Source organism: Acinetobacter sp. YH12106, assembly GCF_013418995.1.
Classification (GTDB): domain Bacteria; phylum Pseudomonadota; class Gammaproteobacteria; order Pseudomonadales; family Moraxellaceae; genus Acinetobacter; species Acinetobacter pseudolwoffii.
The window spans coordinates 23,345-48,382 of the sequence record NZ_VPAV01000004.1 but is presented as its reverse complement, the minus strand read 5'-3'; the positions used below and the strand labels follow the sequence as shown (position 1 = coordinate 48,382).

The window sequence follows — 25,038 nt, the reverse complement described above, 5'->3', positions numbered from 1 at the left end:
TAAAAGCAAGAAACTATATATAGTCTACTTTTAACCATGAATGATCTATTGTTATTATTCATCATTCCACCACAATATATTTAATATTTTTTATTAAAATTTAAGTAAGTTTTTACTCGGTTTATCTGGCTGTTTTAGCATAAATAAAAAACGCTTAAAACTACCTCCCATCATTTAAATAAAATCACTGAAAGTCTTTTTAAAAGGAGTTTTAAAACCGGCCTTAACCTGTTCATGCCTGATTTACCCCATATCCAAGTTGTCAGCCTAAGCATTTTATGGGATAACTAGCAGGAAGAAAGCCGCTGTTTGAGTGATTACAATTAGGCCCGTAGGCCATGCTTCACTTTTTCAGACTGCATAGCATACTGACTTTGGGAGAACTGCTCAGGTGACCAAACAGTTTCTGACACATCGTTGTCTGATTGCACCACCGCATGCGAATGATGATTTTTTTGCACAGACGGTCATTTATCTCGCGCGTCATGATGAAGATGGTGCCCAAGGCATCATTATCAATCGACCTGCCGGCATTCAAATTAAAGAATTGCTGAATGATCTGGATATTGAAGCAGATAATGTCAATCCGCATGAAGTATTGCAAGGTGGCCCTTTGCGCCCTGAGGCCGGCTTTGTCTTACATACCGGTCAGCCGACCTGGCACTCCTCCATTGCCGTGGGTGAAAATGTCTGCATTACCACCTCCAAAGATATTCTGGATGCAATTGCGCATAATGAAGGTGTAGGTCGCTATCAGATCGCACTCGGCTATGCCAGTTGGGGCAAACACCAGCTAGAACAGGAAATTGCCCACGGTGACTGGCTGATTTGTGATTCTGATATGGATCTGATTTTTAACTTACCTTATAACGACCGTTGGGATGCTGCCTATAAAAAGATGGGCGTCGACCGCAACTGGTTATCTTCCGAGATTGGACATGCCTGATGTAAACACGCCACAAACCATTATGGCGTTTGATTTTGGTACACAAAAAATGGGAATGTCTGTTGGACAATCCCTGATTGCAAGTGCCAGTCCCCTACCTTTATTTCCCATGAAAGACGGCATTCCGAACTGGGATGAACTGCTCAAAATAGTGAAAAGCCATCAACCGAATCTATTTCTGGTCGGTTTGCCACTGAATATGGATGATAGTGAATCGGAGCTTTCGACACGGGCACGTAAATTTGCGCGCCGTTTACGGCACCAGACCAATATTGAAACTTTGATGGTCGATGAGCGTCTGACCACCCGTGAAGCACGCGATGAGCTGGATCATTATCAGGCGCAAGGTCGCGGCAAGAAACTTTCTGCTGATAGTATCGCCGCAGCCTTATTGATTGAAAGTTGGTATCGCCATCCTGCCGGAATCACCCCTTAAACTGCTGGCAAAATTTTAAAATCAGCATCCTTTGGGATGCTTTTTTATGCCTAAAAACATGATTTAAGGGTAAAAATAACGAAAGGTCAGATTAATTCTGGGTGTCAAAACTTTGCTGCTTTTACCAATGCTGTGTTTCCAGTACTGCTGGGTCTGGCCGCGCATTACAATCAGTTGGCCACTGTGTAACAGTAACTCGACTTTATCCCCGTGGGTTTTATGTTTAAAACTCATTTTACGGGTCGCGCCCAGACTCAGAGAAGCAATGACATTTTCCCGAGAACTTCCTGTATATAAAGCAGGCTCATCATCGCTATGCCAGCCCAAGCCTTGTGAACCATCTTCATATAAATTGGCCAGACAGGAATTAAAGGGATGACCCACCAGCTGTTCAATATGCTGCTTTAAACGCAATAATCCCGGGGTCCACAACTGAGCTTGCTTGAGCGTCCCCGAATAGCGATATTGATAGTGCGCATCGCCATACCAGACCACCTTGCGTGCTGTGACATAGTGCTTGCCGAACAACCGTACTTCATCATGTTGCCAGGCCAACTGGCTCAGAAAATACTGCAAATACTGCTGGCTTTGCGCCTGATCCAGAATCAGACCATAGTCCTCCACCACCCCATCAAAGGGTAAGATATTCGTTTCAGGTTGGGGCGCAAATAAATCTAAAGTCATCTCAATTAGACCGAGTATCTTACTGAAAATACTGACATTGACTTTGAAAAAGTACAACCGAATTTCACAAATGACTACAAGATTTGCTCTTGTGACTTGTCCTGTTCCTGCCTAAACTGAATTTAACTTTCACAATAAAAATAATCCTTTATGAACTTATGGCAGCTGTTTCAGAAACTTCGTCCTTTTGTTCAGCCCTATCGGGTGCTGGTCATTGCCACGCTGATTTTGACCCTGATCGGTTCCTTTACCGCACAGGTCAATGCGCTGACCCTGCAATATGCAGTCGATAGTATCAATGCGCTGCTGGAACAAGGTCAGGGACTGGAGCAAGGCTGGCATATTCTGATTACGATTTCAGCGATCTTGCTCGGTAAAGAGATTATCAATGCCTTTGTCCAGTTCGGCCAGAAGTTCTATGGAGAAAAGCTACGGATTTTTGTTTCTCAGGATCTGGCCCAAGGAATTATTGAAAAATTCTTAAAATATCGTCTGGAATTTTTTAATCAGGAAAATAATCAGGCCGGAAAATTACAGACCCGTATTGATCGTGGTATCGGCTCACTGACCCGTCTGGTACAAATCTTCTTTATTGATATTTTACCGTTATTTACCAGCGCAATTGTGGCTTTGGGCCTGATGTACTATGCCAATATGTATGTTGGTCTGGTGGCCACCGCCATTGTCCCAATCTATTTCTGGCTGACCTATAAACAGGCACAAAAGCTCGGTGGTTGGCGCCGCAGTTTAAGAGATGGCCGCGAGAAAAAGAGTCAAGGTATTCTCAGTATTATTAATTCAATTACCGTGATCAAATCCTTTAACCGGGAAGCGATTGAGTCGGAAAAGCAGTTAGGATTGCAACGCGAACTGACCGACAACCAGATGAAAACCCGCCAGACCAGTTTCCTGTTTGATGGTCTGAAAACGTTCCTGGAACAGATCGGCATTGTGCTGATTATTATTCTGACCTCTTACTTTGTGCTGGATGGCCAGATGAGTATCGGCATGATCATGTTTCATGTGCTGCTGTTTAATAATGTCTCCGCCCCGATTCGCTCACTGCACCGGATTTATGATGAAGTGAATGATGCCATGATCTATTCAGAAAGCTTCTTTAAGATTCTGGAAGCGGATCAGGAAATTGAACAAAGCGGCCAGCAAAAACCGCCTGTTCAAGGTAAGTTTGAACTGAATGGGGTGAATTTTTATTATCCGAATGGCCATCACGCCCTGAAAGATATTGAGATGGAAATTCGTCCGAATAAGATCACGGCTTTGGTCGGCTTATCCGGTGCGGGGAAATCTACCCTGATCAGCCTGCTGGATAAATTTTATGAGCCGCAACAAGGCCAGATTAAACTGGATGGCATTGACCTGAAAGACTATGACACCCAATTTTTGCGTGATCATATTGGTCTGGTGTTGCAGAAAAATCATATTTTTCAAGGCACCATTTTTGAGAATATACGTTATGGAAAAATTACAGCTTCAATGGACGATGTCATTGAGGCGGCAGAAAAAGCCTCGATTCATGCGCAGATTTTACAGTTACCGGATGGCTATGATAGTGATGCTCTCATGCTCTCTGGCGGACAGCAGCAACGCATTGCCTTGGCGCGGATGTTCCTGAAAAATCCACCGATTATTTTTCTGGATGAACCGACGGCGAGTCTGGATGCCATCGCCACCGAACAGATCAAGCAAAGTCTGGATCAAATCAAGCAAGGCCGTACCGTGATCATCATTTCACATAGCCTGTCGCAAATTATTGACGCGGATTATACCTATGTGATGAAAGAGGGAAGGATTGCCGAACATGGTGAGCACGCTCAGCTTTATCATCAGCAAGGCGTGTATAAGGAAATTTTTGATGCCATGGCCAAGAGCCTGAATATTGAAAAAATCGCCAAGACTTTTGAGGATGATGCCGAGGAAGAAACCCATAGTTAGGGCTTCTTCCAAGCCAATAAAAAAACCTCCGAGCGGGAGGTCTTTTATTGAAAGATGATCACTCTTAACGCTGAACTTTTTGCTCAATTTCTTCGACGCTGGTATGACGTACGTCAAAACCTTTGACCATATAGATCACCTGTTCAGAAATATTCCGGGCATGGTCGCCAATTCTTTCGAGTGAACGAAGTACCCATAGCACATTGATAACACGACTAATATGTCGCGGATCTTCAATCATATAGGTCATGAGGGTACGTGTTGCTGACTGGTATTCACGGTCGATATCCGCATCTGCCAACATCACTTTCAAGGCCTGATCTACATCCAGACGTGCAAAAGCATCCAGTGCATCATGAATCATCACCCGAACCTGGTTGCCAATATGCCGGGTTTCCATATAACCGCGCGGCGAGCTACCCTCTTCACTCAGGCTTTGTGCAATCCGGCCTATTTTAGACGCTTCATCACCAATACGCTCAAGATCGGTATTGGCCTTGGACATGGCAAGCACCATACGTAAATCAATCGCAGCAGGATGACGGCGTGCCAGAATCAGGGTCAGTGCTTCATCAATGTCTCTTTCCATCTGATTGACAACATTGTCCTGAAACTGCACATCAATTGCCATGGCGACATCGGTATCCAGTAAGGCATGAATGGCGTTGGCCACCTGCTGTTCCACCAGTCCGCCCATGGTCATGAATTTGGTATTGACGTCCTGCAACTCTTCATTAAATTGCGAAGAAATGTGATGACTTAACACAGGATTATTTGGACACAAGGAAGTCTACTCCTGAAACGGCATATAGCGATGATCAATAATAAAGCACATTAAAGCATATTTATGATGAAAGTTTGATGACAATCGTAGCGTCATCTGGGCTGAGGTGAATCATATTCGATCAGCCAGGCATTCAGCTCTGCCAGCTCCTTTTCGGTCAGCTGCCCGACTGAAGCCTGTAACTGGAGTACATGCAGCAGATAATCATATTTGGCATTCAGATAATCCGTTTTGGCAGAAAAAGCATTGCGCTGGGCCAGCAACACATCGACCATGGTCTTTAAGCCCTCCTGATATTGGGCTCTGGAGGCTTGTGAAACCATTTCCGAAGATTCCATCGCCGCTTTACGCGCATTCAGTTTGGCCTGATCGGTTTCTACCTGCATGAAGGACTGCTTCACATCGGTATTGGCTTTGCGGATCGCAGCGTCTAATTGGGCTGCACTTTTTTGTACATTGACCCCAGCCTGACGAATACTTTTCTGGGTACGGCCACCACTAAATAGGTTCCAGTTGACTTCCACCCCAATCTGGTCGAAATCACCATTGCTGGACATAATCGTTTCTGGTGTCTGTTTCAGATAGCCATAGGTGCCGACCGCTTCAACCTGCGGATAGAGGGCGGCCTGCTCAACCCGTTTGGCATCTTCAGAATAGCGTTTTTGCAGACGGGCTTGCAGAATGTTCAGATTCTGGCTTTGTGCCAAATCTGTCCAGGACTGCATGTCACTTGGAATCGGTTTCTGAAACTGGAAGTCATTGCGTAATACCGCCAGATTTTCCTGATAAGGCCCGATCAGCTGAGCCAGTTGCTCCTGAGCTAGAATCAGCTGAACTTGGGTCGAAATCCGGTTGGCTTGGGCACTTTGATACTGGGCATTGGCTTCACTGACCTCACTACGTGCCACCAGACCTTCTTTTAGTTTGGCATTCATCATGCGCAGCTGCTCAGATAGAGCCTGTTCTTCCTGCAAATATGCCGTGGTCAAAGACTGCTGACGCAAGACATTAAAATAGGCTTCTGCCACCTGTAAAATATGCTGCTGTTTTTGCAGACGCAGATTGACTTCGCTGAGTTCGACCGAAGTTTTGACCTGTTTATAGCCCTGCCAGGCATCCCAGCGGAATAAAGGCTGGCGTGCAGTTAAAGCCACCTGACGGCTGGTGGTACTGGAACTTTGCAACTCACCAAACTCAGGCGGCAAACCTGCAGATTGCGAATTATTGACAGACTGGTTTTTACGGGTGATATTTCCTGAAAGGCTCACGGTCGGCAGTAAATTTCCGCTGGCAATCCCCAGATTGAGCTGATCGGCCTGATATTGCAACAGATTCGCTTGCCAGTTCGGATCGTTTTGCTGGGCGCGCGCATAGGCTTGTTGCAAATCCAGGGCAAAAATCGCCGGACTACTGCACAATAAACCGGCCATGACACTGAGTTTTAGTTTCATTTTATAGTGTTAACCCCTAACAGCCATTCAGATCAAAAATTCTGGCGCTTTAAGCTAAGCCATACTAAAGAGATTTTTTGCATTTTTGCGTATGATTTTTATTAACTTTTTAATATAACTCTCGGGTTTTATCCACGATTAATTCAATTTTCAAGATCTATACCCGCAATGTAACAAAGCAATTCACAATACTAAACATAGTATTTTTATTTGATCTATACAATATATCTCCAGCAAGGCCGTTATTTTCTGAATTCACCTATACAGAGTCCTGAAACATAGTGTTAATGCCATTCCCGTCGATATTCAAAGCCTGTCTAATTTCCGGCAGTCTGCTGTTTCTGGCAGGCTGTCAGCAGCCGTCAGAACCACAGATCCAGGTTGAACAGACTGAGACCAATCAGAAGCAAAGTCCAGTCAATGACTTTAGCCTGATGTGCAAGAATATTGAAAAAAATATGTCCCAGATTAATGACCAGCGCACCACTTTTGCGCTGGAACAGGTTAATCAGGATCTTAAAGTGTGTCTGCCCCTGATGGAATTGGCGGAGCAGAAGCATCTGATGCTGCGTTCTACTGAAATGTATCAGCGCTTTTTAGCCGTCGACCGTACCGAGTTCCAGCAACGCGCCTTTGAACAGTATGCGCTTGAAATGGCCCAGCATCCGACCATTCAGCAAGCCCATTTTCAGCAGCTCACCTCACGTGACCAGTACCTGTTAAAACACAAAGGTCAGGCTTATGTCGAACTGCTGGATCTTGGCGATGGCAACTTACATTATCGTCGTAGTCCGGAATATCTGGCCCGCATTTTTGCGCCTTATTTACCCGACGCTGAAAAAGTTTTTATTGAACATCTGGCTGAACAGAATATGCAGCCGGTACTGGTGGAAAAACGCCTGCAAATTGAGGCGGCTGACATTGCAGCCCGCAGTCTGCTTTGGGAAGATTATCTCAAGACCTATCCTGAGAGCAGCTATAAGCGGGATGCCGAATACCTGCTGAAACAATATACCTATTTTTTGTTTAGAGGCACCGAAGCATCTCCCGTTTCTGAGGATTATCGCGACCGTTATGCAGTCGATACCAGTCATCTGGAAACCATTATTGGTCTATCCAGTGGTCAGAAATCAACGCTTTCGACCCAGGCTCGCCAATTTCTGGAGTTTCTGGACATGAATCCGCAACAGCGCCAGCAAGCCTTGCCTGCCGACTATCGAAACCGTTCGGATGCTGAACAGATTCTGTATTATGCCAAGATCAGCCCACCCTCACAAAAATATGATAAAGACTGTTTTATGGATGCATTCTGTATCTAGCTAGAAATATTTGGCTTAAGTCCAGCTTCCCCTGCCTGAAGAGATCATCGCTAAAGTTGAGAGATTTAGACCTGTTTATTCGGCATAAACTGAGCTAAGCTTTAGCCTCGCTTGACGGAGCGCGAGTAATCCCTCGCTGAGATCATGTGATTCCTTTTATCTTTATCAGGAATTGAGCATGGGTACCGTTGAACCTGATCAGGTTAATACCTGCGTAGGAATCAAGCCAGCTAAAAACCCAGCCCCTGCTTTATCTGCTCAGGATAAATCTGCCCGCGTTTTTGGTCGTGCTTGATTCGTTGATGTCATTCATAAGGATCATAGCCATGAACCAGTTAACGAATCTTTCTTCTGAAACTTCTCTCTCCACGCATGAACAGGAAGCACGTGATTTAACGCGCATTCTACCCGCTTCACGTAAAGTCTATCTGCCAGGCTCGCGTCCTGATATTCAGGTGCCGATGCGGGAAATTTCCCTCAGTGAAACCCCGACCGGCTTGGGCGGTGAATATAATCCGCCCTTGATGGTTTATGACACGTCTGGTGTCTATACCGACCCCAATGTGACGATTGACCTGAATAAAGGCCTGCCCAATATCCGTGACAGCTGGATTGAACAGCGTAACGATACAGAAATGCTGGACGATTTAAGCTCTGAATTTGGCCGACAACGTTTACGTGATATCCGTACTGCGGCCATCCGTTTCGCGCATATTCAAAAACCGCGCAAAGCCAAACGCGGCCAGAATATCACCCAGATGCACTATGCCAAACAAGGCATGATTACGCCAGAAATGGAATATATCGCCATTCGTGAAAACCTGCATCAACTGGAGGGTGTCGATATGCGCCAGCATCCGGGACAAAATTTCGGTGCTAAAAACCTGACTGAAATCACCCCGGAGTTTGTACGGCAGGAAGTCGCTGCCGGCCGCGCGATTATTCCGGCCAATATCAATCATCCGGAACTGGAACCGATGATCATCGGACGCAATTTTCTGGTCAAAATCAATGCCAATATTGGTAACTCGGCTTTGGGTTCTTCGATTGAAGAAGAAGTCTCGAAAATGACCTGGGCGACACGCTGGGGCGCAGATACCATTATGGATCTCTCAACCGGGCAGAACATCCATGAAACCCGGGAATGGATTATCCGCAATTCTCCCGTGCCAATTGGCACCGTACCGATCTATCAGGCCTTGGAAAAAGTCAACGGCGTAGCCGAAGACCTGACTTGGGAAATCTTTAAAGATACCCTGATTGAACAGGCGGAACAGGGCGTGGATTATTTCACCATTCATGCCGGTGTGCTTTTAAGATATGTACCGCTCACGGCCAACCGTCTGACCGGCATTGTTTCGCGTGGCGGTTCGATCATGGCACAGTGGTGTCTGGCGCATCATCAGGAAAACTTTCTCTACACCCATTTCGATGACATCTGCGACATTATGAAAGCCTACGATGTGTCTTTCAGCCTCGGCGATGGCCTGCGTCCGGGCTGTGTGCAAGATGCCAATGACGAAGCGCAATTTGCTGAACTGAGAACCTTGGGTGAACTGACCCATCGTGCCTGGGAACATGATGTACAGGTAATGATTGAAGGTCCGGGCCATGTGCCGATGCACATGATCAAGGAAAATATGGACCTGCAACTGGAAGTCTGTAAAGAAGCGCCCTTCTATACCCTTGGCCCTTTAACTACGGATATCGCCCCGGGTTATGACCATATTACTTCAGCGATTGGTGCCGCAATGATTGGCTGGTATGGCACCGCCATGCTGTGCTATGTCACCCCGAAAGAGCATCTGGGTTTGCCAAATAAAAAAGATGTCAAAGACGGCATTATTACCTACAAGATTGCAGCACATGCAGCCGATCTGGCCAAAGGGCATCCAGGCGCACAGGCCCGGGACAATGCGCTGTCCAAGGCACGTTTTGAATTCCGTTGGGAAGACCAGTTTAATTTGAGTCTGGATCCGGATACAGCCCGCAGCATGCATGATGAAACCATGCCCAAAGCAGCACATAAATCTGCACATTTCTGTTCCATGTGTGGACCGAAGTTCTGTTCAATGAAGATTAGCCAGAATGTTCGAGACTATGCCAATCAGCAGGCCAAGCTGGATCAGCCGGCAAGCTCTCAGGCCGAAATTGAAGCAGGTATGGATCAGATGAAAGCCAGCTTCCATAAGTCTGGCCAAAATCTGTACCACAAACTATAAAACTTTAAAAAAAACAGTTGTCTTCAAAAAAAACTCAGATAGGATGAAAATAAATCAATTCATTCTATCTGAGCATATGAATATTATTAAACAGGCCTCTTATAATAAAAAAGACTTTCGCATAGAGGCACGTGAGTTTTTGTACCGGGGATTTATTCAGGTGGAAAAAGTCAGCCTGCGACACCGTTTATTCCAGCAGGACAGCTCGACGCCTATTTTGCAACGCGAGCTGATTCACCGGCCAGAAGCAGCGGGTGTGCTGCTCTATAACCATCAACAGCAGAAATTCGGCCTGATTGAACAGTTCCGGATTGGCGGACTGGACGATGTCGATTCACCGTGGCAACTCGAAGTGATTGCTGGTGTTCTGGATGGCGATGAAGCGCCTGAAGCGTGTATCCGTCGCGAAGCACTCGAAGAATCAGGCTGTAGCTTGAATCAGTTACAGCATATTTTCAGCTTCTATCCTTCAGCGGGTGCTTGTTCCGAGCTGTTTCATCTATATGTCGCCGAAACTGAACTGCCTGAACATGGCGGGATTTTTGGCATGCCGGATGAAGGTGAAAATATCCAGCTGCATATTCTGGATTATGCAGATATTTCCGCACTACTCAGCAATGGGCGCTTAAGGAATGCACCGGTCATTATGGCCTTGCAATGGTTGCAACAACATATTCATACTGCAGGGATATGTCTAAGGGGAAAGACATGAGTTTTTCGCAGTCAAATACAACCGAACAGCCCGACTGGACCATTATCCAGATTTCTGATACCCATTTGATGGATCGGGAAGAGCTGGAATTTGCCCGGATGAATCCGGAGCAGAGTTTTCATGAAGTGATGCAGCAGATTCAGCAGCGCTTTCCCAAAATGGATGCGCTGATTCATACCGGTGATCTGGCGCAAGTGCCGGTGGAACGAACTTATCAGCGTTATTTAGACTTTATCCAGTTCTTAAACGTGCCGCATTATCAAATTCCAGGTAATCATGATGACACCCGGATCTTTCCGTTTCATCAGAATGCCAATCAGGTACATGCGATTCATTTTGGTAGCTGGACCATGATTTTGTTGAATAGTGCGGTTCAAGGCAAGGTTGATGGCTGGGTGGAACAAGCTCAGCTTGATCAATTGAACCAATTATTGCTTGAGTTTAAGCATCAGCATGTCATCATCGCTTGTCATCATCACCCTTTTGCGATGAAATCGCACTGGATTGACCAGCACCGGCTTAAAAATGCCGAAGCTCTGAAAGATGTCCTGGCACGGCACCAGAATATAAAGTTGGTCTTGTTTGGTCATGTGCATCAGGATTCCTGTAATGAATGGCATGGTATCTATTTTTTATCCACGCCATCGACCAGTGTGCAGTTCAAACCTAAAAGCCAGGATTTCGCGCTAGATCAGGCGGCGCCCGGTTATCGTGTATTACATTTGCAACAAAATGGTGAGTTTGATACCTATATTGAACGGGTGGCATTGAGTCAGCAAAATATTAATACTGAAATTTCAGGTTATTAACTTTTCAATTTGTTTTTTTTGCATTACTTTATTGCAACCAAAGGAAATGTGATATGCATAGTCCAGACATCAAAGACTATCAATAAGCATAAAAAGTCTATATGATGACGGCCCCCACAGGAGGATAATCCTTCTACAGGGTGGATAAAAATTGCATATCACCATATTTTTTGCGTAGCAATCATACGCATATGATGAGGAATGCCCTAAATGGCGAATGACAACCAAAATCAAGTCTTAGACAATCAAACTGATGTTGTAGAAGAGAAAGCTGCAAAGCGCGTACGCAAATCTAAGCCTAAAACGACTGACGGTGGTTCTACTGCTAGCTTATTTGGTATTGAACCTTATCAACCTAAAAAAAATGAAGAATACATGTCTGAAGGTCAGCTTCAGCATTTCCGCCAAATCTTGCTGGCCTGGAAAGCCGAGTTGATGTCAGAAGTGGATCGTACGCTGAATACGATGCAAGATGAGAATACTGCCCTGCCTGATGTCAACGATCGTGCCACTCAGGAAGAAGAATTTGCAATTGAGCTGCGTACCCGTGACCGTGAACGTAAACTGATCCGTAAAATCGAACAGTCAATCGAAGCGATCCAGAATGATGACTATGGTTTCTGTGAAACTTGTGGCATCGAAATTGGTTTGCGTCGTTTAGAAGCCCGTCCAACGGCTACTTTATGTATTGACTGCAAAACCCTGGCGGAAATCAAAGAGAAGCAAAATAACGGTTAATGATGCTGTTGAATAATCCTCCCCTAACCCCTCCTTTAAAAAAGGAGGGGGACAATAGGATGGCTTATGTGGGTCGGTTCGCGCCATCGCCAACCGGCCCTTTGCATTTTGGCTCCCTCATTACCGCAGTTGCCAGTTATTGCGATGCCAAAGCCAACCACGGCACATGGCTGGTTCGGGTGGAAGATACCGATATTCCGCGTATTTATCCGGGCAGTGAAGAGCATATTTTGCGTGCCATGGACGCCTTTCAGCTTGAGCCAGACGGCGAAATCATTTTCCAGAAAGACCGTTTAGATATTTATGCAGATGTGATCGAACAATTACGTCAGCAGGGTCTGGTTTATGCCTGTCAATGTACCCGTAAAATGCTCGGTTCCAATCATATCTATCAGGATACCTGCCGTGACCTAGCTCTGGCATTCGACAATCAAGCGATCCGTTTAAAAGTCGAAGATATCGAAATCTGTTTTGAAGATCAATTACAAGGTCGACACTGCTCAAAGCTGAAGAAAGATCTGGGAGACTTTGTCTTAAAACGTCGTGACGGGATTATTAATTATCAGCTGGCGGTAGTGGTCGATGACTATCTGCAAGGCATGACCCATGTGGTACGTGGTGCTGACCTGCTGGACAATACCGAACGGCAAATCTATCTGGGGCAGTTGCTCGGTTATCCGCGTCTGAATTATATGCATCTACCCCTGGCGATGAATGATCAGGGACAAAAACTCTCAAAACAGAATCTGGCCCAAGCACTGGATTTAAGTCAGGCCCCACAACTCTTAAAACAGGCACTTAATGCTTTGCATCAGGCTGAAGTTGATCTGGATACGCCACAACGCATGCTGCAACAGGCGGTTGCGCAATGGAACATTGAACGGATTCCACATACAACAGCGCTACAAGGTTGTTATCAATAAAACCTGTTTTGGCTTAAGCTAGAATTCTAGAATTAAAATCAGAGAGGAAAAGCAGATGTTTTTTATTTTTGGATTCGGCCCTAAAACCAAAACTATTGAAAAGAGCCAGTTCCTGTGTCCAGTCTGCCGAACCCGTACAGGCTATGAGCTGAAACAGCAACGTCATTATTTTTCTTTGTTTTTTATTCCATTGATTCCACTTTCCAAGCCTAAAACTGCTTTTGTGACCTGTTCCAATTGCGGAACTGCAATGCCGAGCACAGTGCTTGACCATGCTCAGCCGGAGCCCGGGTCCAACTCCAATCTAGAAGCTTGATTCTTCCCGGCTTGGATTGACCTGCCGAGTGGTCGAATCAATTTTCAGCACTAAACTGATCATCACCGCACAGATAATCAATGATGACCCCCCATAACTAATAAATGGCAGGGTCAAACCTTTGGTCGGTAACACGCCCATATTCATACCGGCATTCACCAGAATCTGTAACAGGAAAATGATACAGATCCCATAGGCCAGATAGCCGGCGCGTAGATATTGATGTTGCAAGGCACGATGTCCGATCCGGATACAGCAGACCAGCATGGTAAAAGACAGGATCAGGATGGTCGCAATACCTAAAAAGCCAAATTCCTCACCTAAAATCGCCAGCATAAAATCAGTATGCGCTTCAGGCAGATAAGACATTTTCTGAATGCTGTGCCCCAATCCAACCCCGGCCCACTCACCACGGCCGAAGGCCATTAGTGCATTCGAGAGCTGATAACCGCTACCCAGTGGATCTTCCCATGGATTTGAAAAAGACATCAAACGCTGCAAGCGATAAGGCTCTAATAAAATCGCTGCGGCAAATGCACCGACCAAGGTCATAAAGGCCACACCAAACTGAATCCACGGCGCACCCGCGAGGAAAAACACGCCAAGCATGGTCAAGGTAATTACTACGGTTGCCCCCAAGTCCGGCTCAAGAATAATCAAACCGACGGTCACACCCATAATCGCACTTAAACGAACCAAACCTTTAATATTGTTCCGGACTTCTTCCGCACGGCGTACCACATAGTCCGCGGTAAAAATCGCCATCATCACTTTCGCCACTTCCGAGGCCTGCAAGGTAAATCCGGCCACCCGAATCCAGCGCTTGGAACCATTGACCTCAGTCCCGACCACCAGCACGGCCACCAACAGTACAATGGTAATAATCCACAAAAAGAAGGTGTTATTAAACCAGACCTTTAAGGGAATTTTATAGGTTAGATAGGCGGCTACTGCTGCCACAAAAATCGAAATGCCATGGCGGCTAATATAATGAAAGGCATTTTCATGCATACGTTCAGCATAAGGCATCGAGGCCGATGCCACCATGATCGAACCAATACACAGTAAAGCCAATACACAGAAAATTAGTACATTCCGTGGATTTAGCTCAGCGGGGAGCTTGGGTACCCACTGGCTATAAAATTGGTTTAGTTTATTGATCGTAGTCTGAGCAAACCCAGCCATATCACGAATCCTTGTTATTCTTAATTGAGTTCATTCACATACGCAACAAACTTGCGACCACGCTCAGGATAACCCGAGAACATATCAAAACTTGCGCATGCAGGAGACAATAGCACGACATCATCTGCCTGGGTGTGCTTTTGGCAGATTTCTACGGCCTGCTGCAAACTCTCTGCATGAACCAGCTCAGTCGTGCCCCTAATCGCTGCTTCGATGATCGGACGGTCTTCACCAATCAGCACTGCAATCTTGGCATATTTACTCAATGATTCACGCAAAGCCTTAAAGTCCTGTCCTTTGCCCTGTCCACCGAGAATAATCGCAACTTTGCCACCTTGGGCTTCAATCGCCATACCGAGACCATCGAGAGCCGCCAAGGTTGCACCGATGTTGGTGCCTTTGGAGTCGTTATAATAACGTACGCCCTGCACTGCTTTGACAAATTCGCAGCGATGTTCCAGACCTTTGAAGGTTTTTAAAGTGTTTAGCATGCTGTCCAATGGCAAACCAATCGCTTCACCGAGTGCCAGACAAGCCAGGGCATTGGCAACATTATGCGTGCCCTGCATATACATCTCGGTACTTTTTAACAGACGTTCACGACCACGCGCCAACCAGATGCCACCATCGGTATCTTTAAGAATCCCATACTGGTTCATATCGGGTGCATTCAGGCCAAAACTTTGCATCGGCGTCACATCTGGCACCAAAGGACGGGTCAAAGAATCATCCCGGTTATACACCACTTTTTTCACACCCTGAAAAATCCGGTGCTTGGCGGTGTGATAGCCCATCATATCGCCATGCCGATCCAGATGATCTTCACTCATGTTCAGTACCACCGCCACTTCAGCCGCCAGATTTGAAGTAGTTTCCAGCTGAAAACTGGATAATTCTAAGATATATAACTCAGGATCATCTTTGGTTAAATCCAGTGCAGGACGTCCCAGATTGCCACCGACCGCGACTTTTTTGCCAGCATCGGCTGCCATTAAGCCAATCAAAGTGGTCACTGTACTTTTGGCATTGGAACCGGTAATCGCGACAATGGGCTTATCCGTAGCACGGCGTAAAATCTGGATTTCACTCACCACAGGAATACCCTGCGCCATCGCCGCCTGAATTTCTGGCAATTTTGGATCCAGTCCCGGACTGATCACGATTTCTTCTGCAGACAGCAACAGCTCGGCATCAAACTGGCCGAAACTGGTCTGGACTTCGGCCGGAATCTGGTCATGTCCCGGAGGGATGGCTCTAGAATCCGTTACTGCAACGCGGTAGCCCTGGTCATGTAAGAAATTGACTGCTGCAACACCTGATATTCCGAGTCCTGCAACGACTTTTAACCCACCACGTTGTATTAACATTTTCGCCCCATATTTTGGTCTATTTTGAAACTGACGAAATGGTAGCACTTTGCTGTTTTGAATGCCTTTTCTGATTGAGCTTTCTGCATATTTTTTTGTGTCCATGCGTAAAAAAACCGTCATGCTCATGACGGTTTTTAAAATTACAGCCAAAAAGGAACTTATTTCCATTTGACCGCTTGCTGGGCCGGCTTTTCCTGTGCACTTTGCTCCGACACCGGACAGGCACAGTTGCCACCACAGCCTGCAGCCATACCCGGTTGCAGCCATTTGGCCAGACGCGTCCAGCCTTTTGCTGCGCAGGCATCAGACAGCTTCTGGAAGACTGAGTGAGAGGTGTTCGGAAACACCTTTTTAAATACCACCAGCGCACTCCACAGCACCAGTGCCGCCACAATCAGAATTTCAATCATCTCAATCTCCCATGCATATACTCAGGCAAGCTCAACGGGCCGAGGCCAACCTGAGATTAGCCCAAATAATATGAAGCAATTTGATAAGTCAGGAATGACATGAAATATGCCAAGCCAAACAGGTAAACCGTCATGATACTGACCGTTTTCCAGGAACCAGTTTCACGTTTGACTGTCGCCAAAGTTGCCAGACAATGCGGTGCATAAATAAACCACACCAGTAAAGACAGACCTGTCGCCACTGACCAGCCCAGATCACCACCACTACTGATGAGTGAAGAGAGACCTTCGGACATTGCATCGTCATCTACGGCAGACAGTGCATAGACAGTGCCCAATGCAGCAACCACCACTTCACGTGCTGCCATGGCTGGAATCAAGGCAATACAGATCTGCCAGTTAAAACCGAGCGGTGCAAAGATTGGCTGCATCAGATGACCGAGCATACCTGCCAGTGAATAATCAATCGCCGGCAAAGTCGCACCTTCTGGGGGTTGCGGGAAGGTACACAGGAACCAGAGTACAATCGATAAGGCAAAGATGATACCGCCGACCCGCTTCAAGAAGATTTTGCCGCGATCCAGCAAGCCGATCCAGACGTTTTTCAGATCCGGGAAACGGTAGCTTGGCAGCTCCATCAACAGCATGTGCTGGGATTTATCTTTATGGAAAAATTTCAGTACAAAAGACACCGCCAGAGCACTGACAATACCCGCCATATACAGGCCAAATAACACCAGACCTTGCAGGTTCATAAAACCCCAGACAGTTTGCTGTGGAATGAAAGCTGCAATCAGCAAGGCATATACCGGCAAACGTGCTGAACAGGTCATCAGCGGTGCCACAAAAATCGTGGTTAAACGATCTCGCGGATCACTGATGGTACGCGATGCCATGATGCCCGGAATGGCACAGGCAAAGCTGGACAATAACGGAATAAAGGCACGGCCTGACAGGCCCGCTTTAAACATCAGCTTATCGAGCAAGAAGGCTGCTCGTGGTAAATAACCTGATTCTTCCAAGACTAGAATAAAGAAGAACAGAATCAGAATCTGTGGCAGGAATACCACCACCCCGCCGGCACCAGCAATAATCCCGTCCACCACCAGACTATTCAGTAAAGGATGAGCAATATATTCACCGAGGAATTCACCGAGCCAACCAAAGAAGGTTTCGATGCCATCCATAAACGGCGCAGCCCAGGCAAATACCGCTTGGAAAATCACGAACATCATTACAGCCAGGCTGAGTAGACCCAGTACCGGATGTAAAAAAATCCTGTCGAGAAAATCAGTACGTTTGTCTTCCTGATCGACGAAATTGACCACGTCGTTCAGAATGACTTCTACCTGCTGATGCGGGTCACCCTTTAAGCCACTCAGTTCAGTCTGCGGTACCGAGAATTTTCCCTGATCCAGGGCATTCTTCAGGTTTTCAATCCCTGAACTGCGTACCGCTACAGTTTCCACCACGGGCACGCCGAGACGTTCAGACAGCTTCTGGGTATTGATTTGCATCCCACGACGGCGTGCTTCATCCATCATGTTGAGTACAACCAGAATCGGACGACCCAAAGCAATCATTTCTAGGACCAGACCCAGATGCAGTTTCAGGTTAGTGGCATCTACTACACATAAGAATGCATCCTGCTGCTGTTCTTCTGCGATTTTACCTTGCACCACATTACGGGTGATTTCTTCATCCGGACTGGTCGCATCCAGACTATAAGTTCCTGGCAAATCCAGTACCCGCACCGCTTTGCCTGAAGCAAGCTGAAACGTACCGACTTTACGTTCAACCGTGACCCCCGCATAGTTACCAACTTTTTGGCGTGTTCCGGTTAAATGGTTGAATAATGAAGTTTTACCGCAATTAGGGTTACCGACAAGGGCAATACGTAATGTATCACTCATGCCGACACCGCCTGTTCGATTTCAATTTTGGCTGCTTCTGATTTACGCAAAGCAAAACGGGTAAATCCAACTTGAATCAAAATGGGATCTCCACCAAAAATACCTTTCGTAATCACCTGTACCTTCGTACCCGGCACAAAGCCTAGAGTTTCCAAACGACTCGCGACGACATCGTGTAGAGCACTTTCACCATCAGTTGTTCGACTCACTTTTCGAATGATGGCAATTTGTTTTGCTTTTAAATCAGACAAACGCACCGTGAAATTCCTGAACTATTTTGTACAGTATACAAACAAATGAGAATAATTAACAAATAAGATTGATTACATGCTGAATTAGTTTTTATATCACATCGACAGTCTGGTGAAATTAAACTACAGTGGAGAATACCTATTAAATTCATCGCTTTTTCAGATCAGATCCTTGCACCCTATGCTGAATAAAAAACCCCGTATTCCCGCCCCGGTTCAAATTCCTGAAGCCTTGAGCTATTTACAGGGTTTTCGTGATTATCTGATTGCGCAAACGGTCAGTCCACACACCCGAAATGCCTATTTATCTGATTTGCTGCAATGTGCAGAATGTCTGAGCAAGCCTTTGCCAGAATGGACCCATGACGATATTTCCGATGTATTGATTGCACTGACCAAACAGCAAAAAAGCCCACGCTCAATTGCCCGCTGTCTGTCAGCCTTGCGTTCATTTTATAAATTTCTGCGTGAACAGAAGCTGCGTAGTGATAATCCGGTGGCAGCGCATAAAACCCCGAAGCTTGGCCGTGCCTTGCCCAAAGATTTGTCTGAAGCCGATGTTGAGGCCTTGATTGATGCCCCCGATATCAATACTGCTTTAGGCCTGCGTGACCGTGCCATGTTTGAAGTGCTGTATGCTTGCGGTTTACGTGTCACTGAACTGATTAACTTACGTCTGGAACTGATTAACTTAAAACAGGGCTATTTACGCATCGTCGGTAAAGGCAATAAAGAACGGCTGGTACCGATGGGACACATGGCCTGTGAATGGGTGGAAAAATATCTGAATGAAGCCCGTCCACAACTGTATAAAACCTCAACCGATTATCTGTTTTTGACTCAGCATGGCGGCATCATGAGCCGGCAAAATTTCTGGTATGCGATTAAACGCTATGCTTTACAGGCCGGGATTGCATCCGAGCTGTCACCGCACACCTTGCGGCATGCCTTTGCGACGCATCTGCTCAATCATGGCGCAGATTTACGTGTGGTACAGATGCTGCTTGGACATAGTGACCTGTCGACCACCCAGATTTATACCCATGTCGCGCAAGTGCGGATGCAGCAGCTGCATGCAGCGCATCATCCACGGGCTTAAAACATCTACATATGGAATAAACTGAGAAGTTTGACGTGTTTGTATTTTTTTTTGTTATGCTAATGCTCTGTTTTTAGTCCAAGAAGAAAAGGGTTATTTATGACATTTGCCCGCTCAAAAGTTTTTATGGCTTGTACACTTGCTGCTGGTTTGGGGCTTAGCGCATGTTCCAATTCCGATAACAACACTAAAAAGCAAGATACACTGACTGCAAGTGCACCAGCAACGGGAGAAGCCTCTACCCTGACCGAACGCAATGCACAACAGCGTCTGGTCTCTACCTTGGAAAAGCATTTCAAAACTGCGGGGATCAGTGCCAAAATTATCGATATTAAAACCACCGAAGTACCGAACCTGTTCTGGGTCAGTCTGGAAGATATGTCTGCGGTCTATGTCACCAGCGATGGTAAATACCTGATTCAGGGCGACGTGATCCGACTCGGTGATAAACAGCTGCATAATGTCAGTGAAAACCTGCAAGCCGGAATCAACAACAAACTCTTTGCCGAACTGAAAGCAGAAGATCTGCTGATCTATCCGGCCAAAGGCAAGGCCAAGCATGTGGTCTATGTCTTTACCGATGTCAGCTGTCCGTATTGCCATAAATTCCATGAACAAATGGATGAAATGAATAGTAAAGGTATTGAGGTTCGTTATATCGCCTGGCCGCGTGGTGAACAGCATATGCCGGCCATGGAAGCAATCTGGTGTAGTGCTGACCGTCATAGTGCTTTTGATCAGGCCATTGCCGGCGCACAGATTAGTGCAGAGAAATGTGAAAATCCTGTTCAAGATCAATATCACATGGGCCTGAATATGGGCGTCAATGGCACCCCTGCCATTTATAGTTCGGAAGGGGTTTACCTAGGCGGATATCTGTCTAGCGCTGAATTATTGAAGCGACTTAAATAACTCATTTTAATACGTTATTTAACTTTATTTTATACATAAAGATATTCTGAAATGACCCTAGAGTCATGGCGTTTTTTTAGCTATGATCTAGGTTCTCGTAAAAAACTGTTTATTTGGAGTGTGACGTGAAACCAGTTCGTCTGGCTATCCTCGGTCTTGGTACTGTAGGTGGTGGTGCCTTGAAACTATTAAAAGAAAATGCTGCTGAGATTAAACGTCGCACCGGTCGTGAAATTGAAATTACCTATGTAGGCACCCGTCGTCCACGTCCTGATCTGGACCTACCTGCATCAGTGAAACAAAGTGCAGATTTGATGGACATCGTGCGTCAACCTGACGTAGACGTGGTGGTCGAAGTCATGGGCGGGATTCATCCTGCTTTTGAAATTATTATGGAAGCCATGAAACATGGCAAGCATATTGTCACTGCCAACAAAGCACTCTTGGCTGAACATGGGAATGAGCTGTTTAAAGCGGCTGAAGACAACGCCGTGCAGATTGCCTATGAAGCGGCAGTGGCTGGCGGTATTCCCATTATTAAAGTGATTCGTGAAGGTCTGGCGGCCAACAAGATTGAATGGCTGGCGGGCATCATCAATGGTACGGGGAACTTCATTCTCAGCGAAATGCGTGAAAAAGGCCGTACTTTTGAAGACGTACTCAAAGAAGCACAAGAACTCGGATATGCCGAAGCCGATCCAACCTTTGACGTGGAAGGTATTGATGCTGCACATAAGCTGACCATTCTGGCGTCATGTGCCTTTGGTATTCCGCTACAGTTTGACAAAGTCTTTACTGAAGGTATTGGCAAAGTCACTGCACAAGATGTGAAATATGCAGAAGACCTCGGTTTCCGTATCAAGCACCTGGGAATTGCACGCCGCACCGATGCCGGGATTGAACTCCGTGTTCATCCAACCCTGATTCCTGAAGAAGAACTGATTGCCAACGTCAATGGCGTGAAAAACGCCGTACTGGTACAAGCCAATGCGGTTGGCCCAACGCTGTACTATGGCGCAGGTGCGGGTGCAGGCCCAACGGCTTCTGCTGTGGTCGCAGACGTGGTGGATATTGTCCGTGATATCATTTATACCGAAGACGGTGCTGGAACCATTCCGCAACTGGCCTTTGAAGCCCTGACCGATTTACCGATCTTGAGTCGTGAACAAATGACCACCGGCTATTACATCCGTATTAATGCCGAAGATCAAATGGGCGTGCTTGCCGATGTCACCACGATCCTCAGTCGTGCCGGGATCAGTATTGATGCCATCATGCAGCAACCTCGCTTAAAAGACCTTATTCCGATCGTGATTCTGACCGATCCTATCGTCGAATCAAAAATGGATGCAGCGCTCTCACAAATTCAAGCATTACCCGTCATTCATGGCGAAATTGTACGAATTCGTTTAGAATCGCTTGATAATTAATCGGGTTAAGGGGAGTATTTCCCCTTGCCAAGCTCTACACACAATTGGAACATCATCATGTCGAATGCCAATCGTTATACTGGTTTAGTTGACCGCTATCGCGACCGTTTACCAGTGTCTGCAACTACTCGTGCGATCTCTTTGGGTGAGGGTAATACTCCACTGATCAAGCTTGAGAATATTCCACGCATTATTGGTAAAGATGTTGAAATTTATGTGAAGTACGAGGGCTTAAACCCGACTGGTTCATTTAAAGACCGCGGTATGACTATGGCAGTGACCAAAGCCGTTGAAGAAGGCTCTAAAGCCATCATCTGTGCATCCACTGGTAATACTTCTGCTGCTGCGGCTGCATACGCTGCTCGTGCCGGTATCAAAGCATTCGTGCTCATCCCGGAAGGCAAAATTGCCATGGGTAAAATGGCGCAAGCGATGATGTATGGTGCGATCACCATGCAAATTCGTGGTAACTTCGATGACGGCATGCGTCTGGTGAAGGAAGTTGCAGATCAGGCACCGGTAACGATTGTAAACTCAATCAACCCGTACCGCCTGCAGGGTCAAAAAACCATTGCTTACGAGATCGTTGAAGCTTTAGGTCGTGCCCCGGATTACCACTGCCTGCCAGTGGGTAACGCAGGTAATATCACTGCACACTGGATGGGCTATACCGAAGCGGTGGCCAATCAGTCGAAAGAAGAATTTGAGCAAGTGATTTACGATGCTGAAACCGATGCTTTCACTGGTCCTAAACCGGCTGGCTTGCCAATCATGGCCGGTTACCAAGCGTCTGGTGCTGCTCCGTTCCTGCGTGGTGGTCCAGTAGAAAATCCGGAAACTGTTGCAACTGCAATTCGTATTGGTAATCCGCAAAGTTTCAATCATGCCAAAGCCGTCGTTCGTGATTCAAACGGCTGGTTTGATGAACTGACGGATGCTGAGATTCTTGAAGCACAACGTCTGCTGTCGATGTATGAAGGTGTATTCGTAGAACCTGCATCTGCTGCGTCTGTTGGCGGTGCAATCCGTGATATCAAAGCAGGTAAAATTGCTGAAGGTTCAGTAATCGTATGTACCGTAACCGGTAATGGTCTAAAAGATCCAGATACCGCGATCAAACAATGTGCCGATGCGGTGATGCTGTCTATCGACGCAACCATGGCTCAGGTAAAAGACTCTATTCTGTCGAACATGTAATTTCAGCCAGAATAAAAAACCCTGCATTTGCAGGGTTTTTTATGAGCGCAGAGATTAGATTCGTTTTGGTTGCTGGCTCACCCAGCTCATCAAACGGGTCGCATCATTGGTACGCGCCTGTGAGCTATTTGCACCTAACAGTACCACTGCCACCGGACGGTTATTCAGGGTCGTATGCATCACCACACAGCGCCCTGCTTCATTAATAAAACCGGTTTTAGAAATATTGATATTCCAGCCGCCGTTACGCACCAGTGCATTGGTATTATTCGATTTCAATACACGATAACCCAAGTTAAAGTCATAGCTTGGTGTGGTCGAGAATTGACGAATCAAACCATATTGAGAAGCGGTATTCACTAAAATACCCAAATCACGTGCTGATGCCACATTTCCAGGGTGTAAGCCGGTTGATTCCATAAAGCGGGATGAATTCATGCCTAAGGCCTTGGCCTTACTGTTCATCGCTGCAATAAATGCACTGCGACCACCTGGATACGTTCGCGCCAAGGCTGCAGCTGCCGGGTTTTCAGACTTCATTAGAGCAAACAATAAAGCTTCGGCACGGTTCATGCTATCGCCAGCACGTAAGGTCGAGCTTGAGCTTTTACAACCTGCGCAAGAGAAATCAGCCTGTTGCAGCGTGATTTTTTCTGACATGTTTAAACGTGCATCGGAAATCACCACTGCTGTCATTAATTTGGTAATAGATGCAATCGGCAAAGCGGTATTGGTGTTTTTGCTAAACAGTACCTCACCGGTTTGCGCATCCATAACCAATGCAGCACGGGCATTTACAGAGGGTTGATTGCTATAACTGTTTGTATCAAAAATCTGTGTTGTTTTTGCTGGTTGCTGAACACTGACCGACTGCTGGGTGCTCGGTACACTCTGACGCAAGGTCGTGGTCACGGTGGCTGAACCGGGTGGCGAAGGCTCATCAGCAGCCACACGGAAATCATCACTCATCAGCTGATTGACTTCCTCAGAAGACCAACTAATGCTGGATCCGCCCTCTGTCGTGCCAGAATTCATAATGATTTCAGCAAAACTTGTCGCACTCATGCTGACTAACACGGACAGGCCCAATACATGCCTTAAAGACTTGTTTATTTTCTTCACTATTTCTTCACTCAACTAACAGAGGTAAGATTGATTTGCGTATTACCTCTAATATGCCTTACATTTAAACACATTGCAGAACATTTTTTGATCTTGACACTGTGTGATAAGTTTCAGATTTTATCTTGCGAATAGGATTGCTAATTTTGTACTTTCATTGCAAGCTTATTTTGCTTTATGTAACAAAAAAATGATTTTTTTAACAGAGGGAGAGCGTAGGTGATCACAGTTTTAGTTGTGGACGACCATGAATTAGTACGTACTGGAATTTGCAGAATGCTGGAAGACCATGCGGAGGTTCAGGTGATTGGACAGGCTGAATCTGGTGAAGAAGCGATTTCTCTGGTTCGTCAGCATCATCCGAATGTGGTTTTACTGGATGTGAATATGCCGGGCATTGGTGGCGTAGAAACCACGCGTCGTCTGCTTCAGAGCGCCCCTGAAACCAAAGTACTGGCTGTCAGCGGTCTGGCAGAAGAACCCTATCCTTCGCTGTTATTAAAAGCCGGAGCCAAAGGTTATATTACCAAAGGGGCGCCGATTTCAGAAATGGTTCGCGCCATCAATAAAGTCATGCAAGGCGGTAAATATTTTAGTGCCGACATTGCAGAACAGTTAGCGAGTTCTTACCTTTCTGATACACAGCAATCGCCTTTTGATGCACTGTCAGAACGTGAAATGCAAGTGGCGATGATGGTGGTGAACTGTATCAGCGCTCAGGAAATTGCTGACAAGCTCTTTGTCAGCGTCAAAACCGTAAATACTTATCGTTATCGTATTTTTGAAAAACTGAATATTGATAGTGATGTCAAACTGACGCATCTGGCCATGCGCTATGGACTCATTAAACCCTAGC

The 25,038-nt window shown here is 46.2% G+C and carries 24 protein-coding genes and 1 riboswitch; of the genes, 15 read left to right on the top strand and 9 right to left on the bottom strand.

Annotation, left to right across the window (positions count from 1 at the left end; translation table 11 throughout):
- The first annotated feature begins 391 nt into the window (after positions 1 to 391).
- Together FTU45_RS05425 and ruvX are read left to right on the top strand one after the other, a co-directional pair.
- A complete protein-coding gene (locus tag FTU45_RS05425) occupies positions 392 to 946 on the top strand; it encodes a YqgE/AlgH family protein (protein ID WP_100329417.1) in 555 nt (184 codons plus the stop codon).
- Positions 939 to 1,382: a Holliday junction resolvase RuvX gene (ruvX, locus tag FTU45_RS05420; RefSeq protein WP_100329418.1), complete on the top strand. Its 444-nt coding sequence runs from the start codon at positions 939 to 941 to the stop codon at positions 1,380 to 1,382. The genes FTU45_RS05425 and ruvX overlap by 8 nt, the downstream gene beginning before the upstream one ends.
- A 63-nt stretch (positions 1,383 to 1,445) precedes the next feature.
- On the opposite strand, the gene FTU45_RS05415 is transcribed toward ruvX, so the two are convergent.
- Positions 1,446 to 2,066: an alpha-ketoglutarate-dependent dioxygenase AlkB gene (locus tag FTU45_RS05415; RefSeq protein ID WP_074383654.1), complete on the bottom strand. Its 621-nt coding sequence runs from the start codon at positions 2,064 to 2,066 to the stop codon at positions 1,446 to 1,448.
- Between the two features lie 150 nt (positions 2,067 to 2,216).
- Between FTU45_RS05415 and FTU45_RS05410 the strand changes: the two genes are divergently transcribed.
- Complete coding sequence (locus FTU45_RS05410; RefSeq protein WP_100329420.1) at positions 2,217 to 4,019, top strand: ABC transporter ATP-binding protein; 1,803 nt, start codon at positions 2,217 to 2,219, stop codon at positions 4,017 to 4,019.
- A gap of 64 nt (positions 4,020 to 4,083) precedes the next feature.
- Here FTU45_RS05410 and phoU read toward each other — a convergent pair whose 3' ends face one another.
- Positions 4,084 to 4,803 carry a phosphate signaling complex protein PhoU gene (gene phoU / locus FTU45_RS05405; protein ID WP_005094412.1) on the bottom strand — a complete coding sequence of 240 codons (720 nt, stop codon included), beginning with the start codon at positions 4,801 to 4,803 and terminating at the stop codon, positions 4,084 to 4,086.
- 92 nt (positions 4,804 to 4,895) lie between these two features.
- Complete coding sequence (locus tag FTU45_RS05400) at positions 4,896 to 6,254, bottom strand: TolC family outer membrane protein (protein WP_180076074.1); 1,359 nt, start codon at positions 6,252 to 6,254, stop codon at positions 4,896 to 4,898.
- Positions 6,255 to 6,541: 287 nt separating this feature from the next.
- Between FTU45_RS05400 and FTU45_RS05395 the strand changes: the two genes are divergently transcribed.
- The 7 genes from FTU45_RS05395 to FTU45_RS05365 all read left to right on the top strand — a co-directional run bounded on the left by FTU45_RS05395 (position 6,542) and on the right by FTU45_RS05365 (position 13,293).
- The gene (locus FTU45_RS05395; protein ID WP_180049962.1) at positions 6,542 to 7,573 is read left to right on the top strand and encodes a hypothetical protein; all 1,032 of its coding nucleotides are present in this window, start codon (positions 6,542 to 6,544) and stop codon (positions 7,571 to 7,573) included.
- Between the two features lie 105 nt (positions 7,574 to 7,678).
- Positions 7,679 to 7,811: riboswitch (TPP riboswitch) on the top strand.
- Between the two features lie 88 nt (positions 7,812 to 7,899).
- Positions 7,900 to 9,795, top strand: coding sequence for a phosphomethylpyrimidine synthase ThiC (gene thiC, locus FTU45_RS05390; RefSeq protein WP_180076073.1), 1,896 nt, complete (start codon positions 7,900 to 7,902; stop codon positions 9,793 to 9,795).
- Between the two features lie 76 nt (positions 9,796 to 9,871).
- The gene (locus FTU45_RS05385) at positions 9,872 to 10,507 is read left to right on the top strand and encodes an NUDIX domain-containing protein (protein WP_074383659.1); all 636 of its coding nucleotides are present in this window, start codon (positions 9,872 to 9,874) and stop codon (positions 10,505 to 10,507) included.
- Complete coding sequence (cpdA, locus tag FTU45_RS05380) at positions 10,504 to 11,316, top strand: 3',5'-cyclic-AMP phosphodiesterase (RefSeq protein ID WP_180076072.1); 813 nt, start codon at positions 10,504 to 10,506, stop codon at positions 11,314 to 11,316. The genes FTU45_RS05385 and cpdA overlap by 4 nt, the downstream gene beginning before the upstream one ends.
- A 210-nt stretch (positions 11,317 to 11,526) precedes the next feature.
- Complete coding sequence (gene dksA / locus FTU45_RS05375; RefSeq protein WP_004281072.1) at positions 11,527 to 12,054, top strand: RNA polymerase-binding protein DksA; 528 nt, start codon at positions 11,527 to 11,529, stop codon at positions 12,052 to 12,054.
- A gap of 2 nt (positions 12,055 to 12,056) precedes the next feature.
- Entirely contained in the window at positions 12,057 to 12,977 is a 921-nt protein-coding gene (gluQRS, locus tag FTU45_RS05370) for a tRNA glutamyl-Q(34) synthetase GluQRS (protein WP_225553535.1), read from the top strand.
- Between the two features lie 55 nt (positions 12,978 to 13,032).
- Positions 13,033 to 13,293 (top strand): zinc ribbon domain-containing protein, encoded by a 261-nt coding sequence (locus FTU45_RS05365; protein WP_005094432.1) that lies wholly within the window; start codon positions 13,033 to 13,035, stop codon positions 13,291 to 13,293.
- Here FTU45_RS05365 and ftsW read toward each other — a convergent pair.
- The 5 genes from ftsW to FTU45_RS05340 all read right to left on the bottom strand — a co-directional run bounded on the left by ftsW (position 13,282) and on the right by FTU45_RS05340 (position 18,428).
- A complete protein-coding gene (gene ftsW / locus FTU45_RS05360; RefSeq protein WP_005094435.1) occupies positions 13,282 to 14,478 on the bottom strand; it encodes a putative lipid II flippase FtsW in 1,197 nt (398 codons plus the stop codon). The two genes, FTU45_RS05365 and ftsW, sit on opposite strands and share 12 nt — an antisense overlap.
- A gap of 20 nt (positions 14,479 to 14,498) precedes the next feature.
- Positions 14,499 to 15,845: a UDP-N-acetylmuramoyl-L-alanine--D-glutamate ligase gene (gene murD, locus FTU45_RS05355; protein ID WP_034608365.1), complete on the bottom strand. Its 1,347-nt coding sequence runs from the start codon at positions 15,843 to 15,845 to the stop codon at positions 14,499 to 14,501.
- A gap of 161 nt (positions 15,846 to 16,006) precedes the next feature.
- The gene (locus FTU45_RS05350; RefSeq protein ID WP_005094438.1) at positions 16,007 to 16,258 is read right to left on the bottom strand and encodes a DUF6587 family protein; all 252 of its coding nucleotides are present in this window, start codon (positions 16,256 to 16,258) and stop codon (positions 16,007 to 16,009) included.
- Between the two features lie 56 nt (positions 16,259 to 16,314).
- Positions 16,315 to 18,171: a ferrous iron transporter B gene (locus tag FTU45_RS05345; RefSeq protein ID WP_005094440.1), complete on the bottom strand. Its 1,857-nt coding sequence runs from the start codon at positions 18,169 to 18,171 to the stop codon at positions 16,315 to 16,317.
- Positions 18,168 to 18,428: a FeoA family protein gene (locus FTU45_RS05340; protein ID WP_004281065.1), complete on the bottom strand. Its 261-nt coding sequence runs from the start codon at positions 18,426 to 18,428 to the stop codon at positions 18,168 to 18,170. Before FTU45_RS05340 ends, FTU45_RS05345 begins: the two co-directional genes overlap by 4 nt.
- A gap of 175 nt (positions 18,429 to 18,603) precedes the next feature.
- Here FTU45_RS05340 and xerD point away from each other — a divergent pair, with 175 nt between their 5' ends.
- The 4 genes from xerD to thrC all read left to right on the top strand — a co-directional run bounded on the left by xerD (position 18,604) and on the right by thrC (position 23,060).
- The gene (gene xerD / locus FTU45_RS05335; protein WP_005094442.1) at positions 18,604 to 19,521 is read left to right on the top strand and encodes a site-specific tyrosine recombinase XerD; all 918 of its coding nucleotides are present in this window, start codon (positions 18,604 to 18,606) and stop codon (positions 19,519 to 19,521) included.
- A 99-nt stretch (positions 19,522 to 19,620) separates the two neighbouring features.
- Positions 19,621 to 20,433: a DsbC family protein gene (locus FTU45_RS05330; protein ID WP_180076071.1), complete on the top strand. Its 813-nt coding sequence runs from the start codon at positions 19,621 to 19,623 to the stop codon at positions 20,431 to 20,433.
- Between the two features lie 125 nt (positions 20,434 to 20,558).
- Entirely contained in the window at positions 20,559 to 21,863 is a 1,305-nt protein-coding gene (locus FTU45_RS05325; RefSeq protein WP_005094444.1) for a homoserine dehydrogenase, read from the top strand.
- A 57-nt stretch (positions 21,864 to 21,920) separates the two neighbouring features.
- Entirely contained in the window at positions 21,921 to 23,060 is a 1,140-nt protein-coding gene (gene thrC / locus FTU45_RS05320; RefSeq protein ID WP_005094446.1) for a threonine synthase, read from the top strand.
- Between the two features lie 54 nt (positions 23,061 to 23,114).
- Here the strand turns inward: thrC and FTU45_RS05315 are convergent, their stop codons facing one another.
- On the bottom strand, positions 23,115 to 24,182 hold the full coding sequence (locus FTU45_RS05315) for a serine hydrolase (RefSeq protein WP_141667085.1): 1,068 nt from the start codon (positions 24,180 to 24,182) through the stop codon (positions 23,115 to 23,117).
- A gap of 219 nt (positions 24,183 to 24,401) precedes the next feature.
- On the opposite strand from FTU45_RS05315, the gene FTU45_RS05310 reads away from it, so the two are divergent.
- Positions 24,402 to 25,037, top strand: a complete 636-nt coding sequence (locus FTU45_RS05310; protein WP_005108454.1) for a response regulator — start codon at positions 24,402 to 24,404, stop codon at positions 25,035 to 25,037.
- Position 25,038 lies beyond the last annotated feature (1 nt).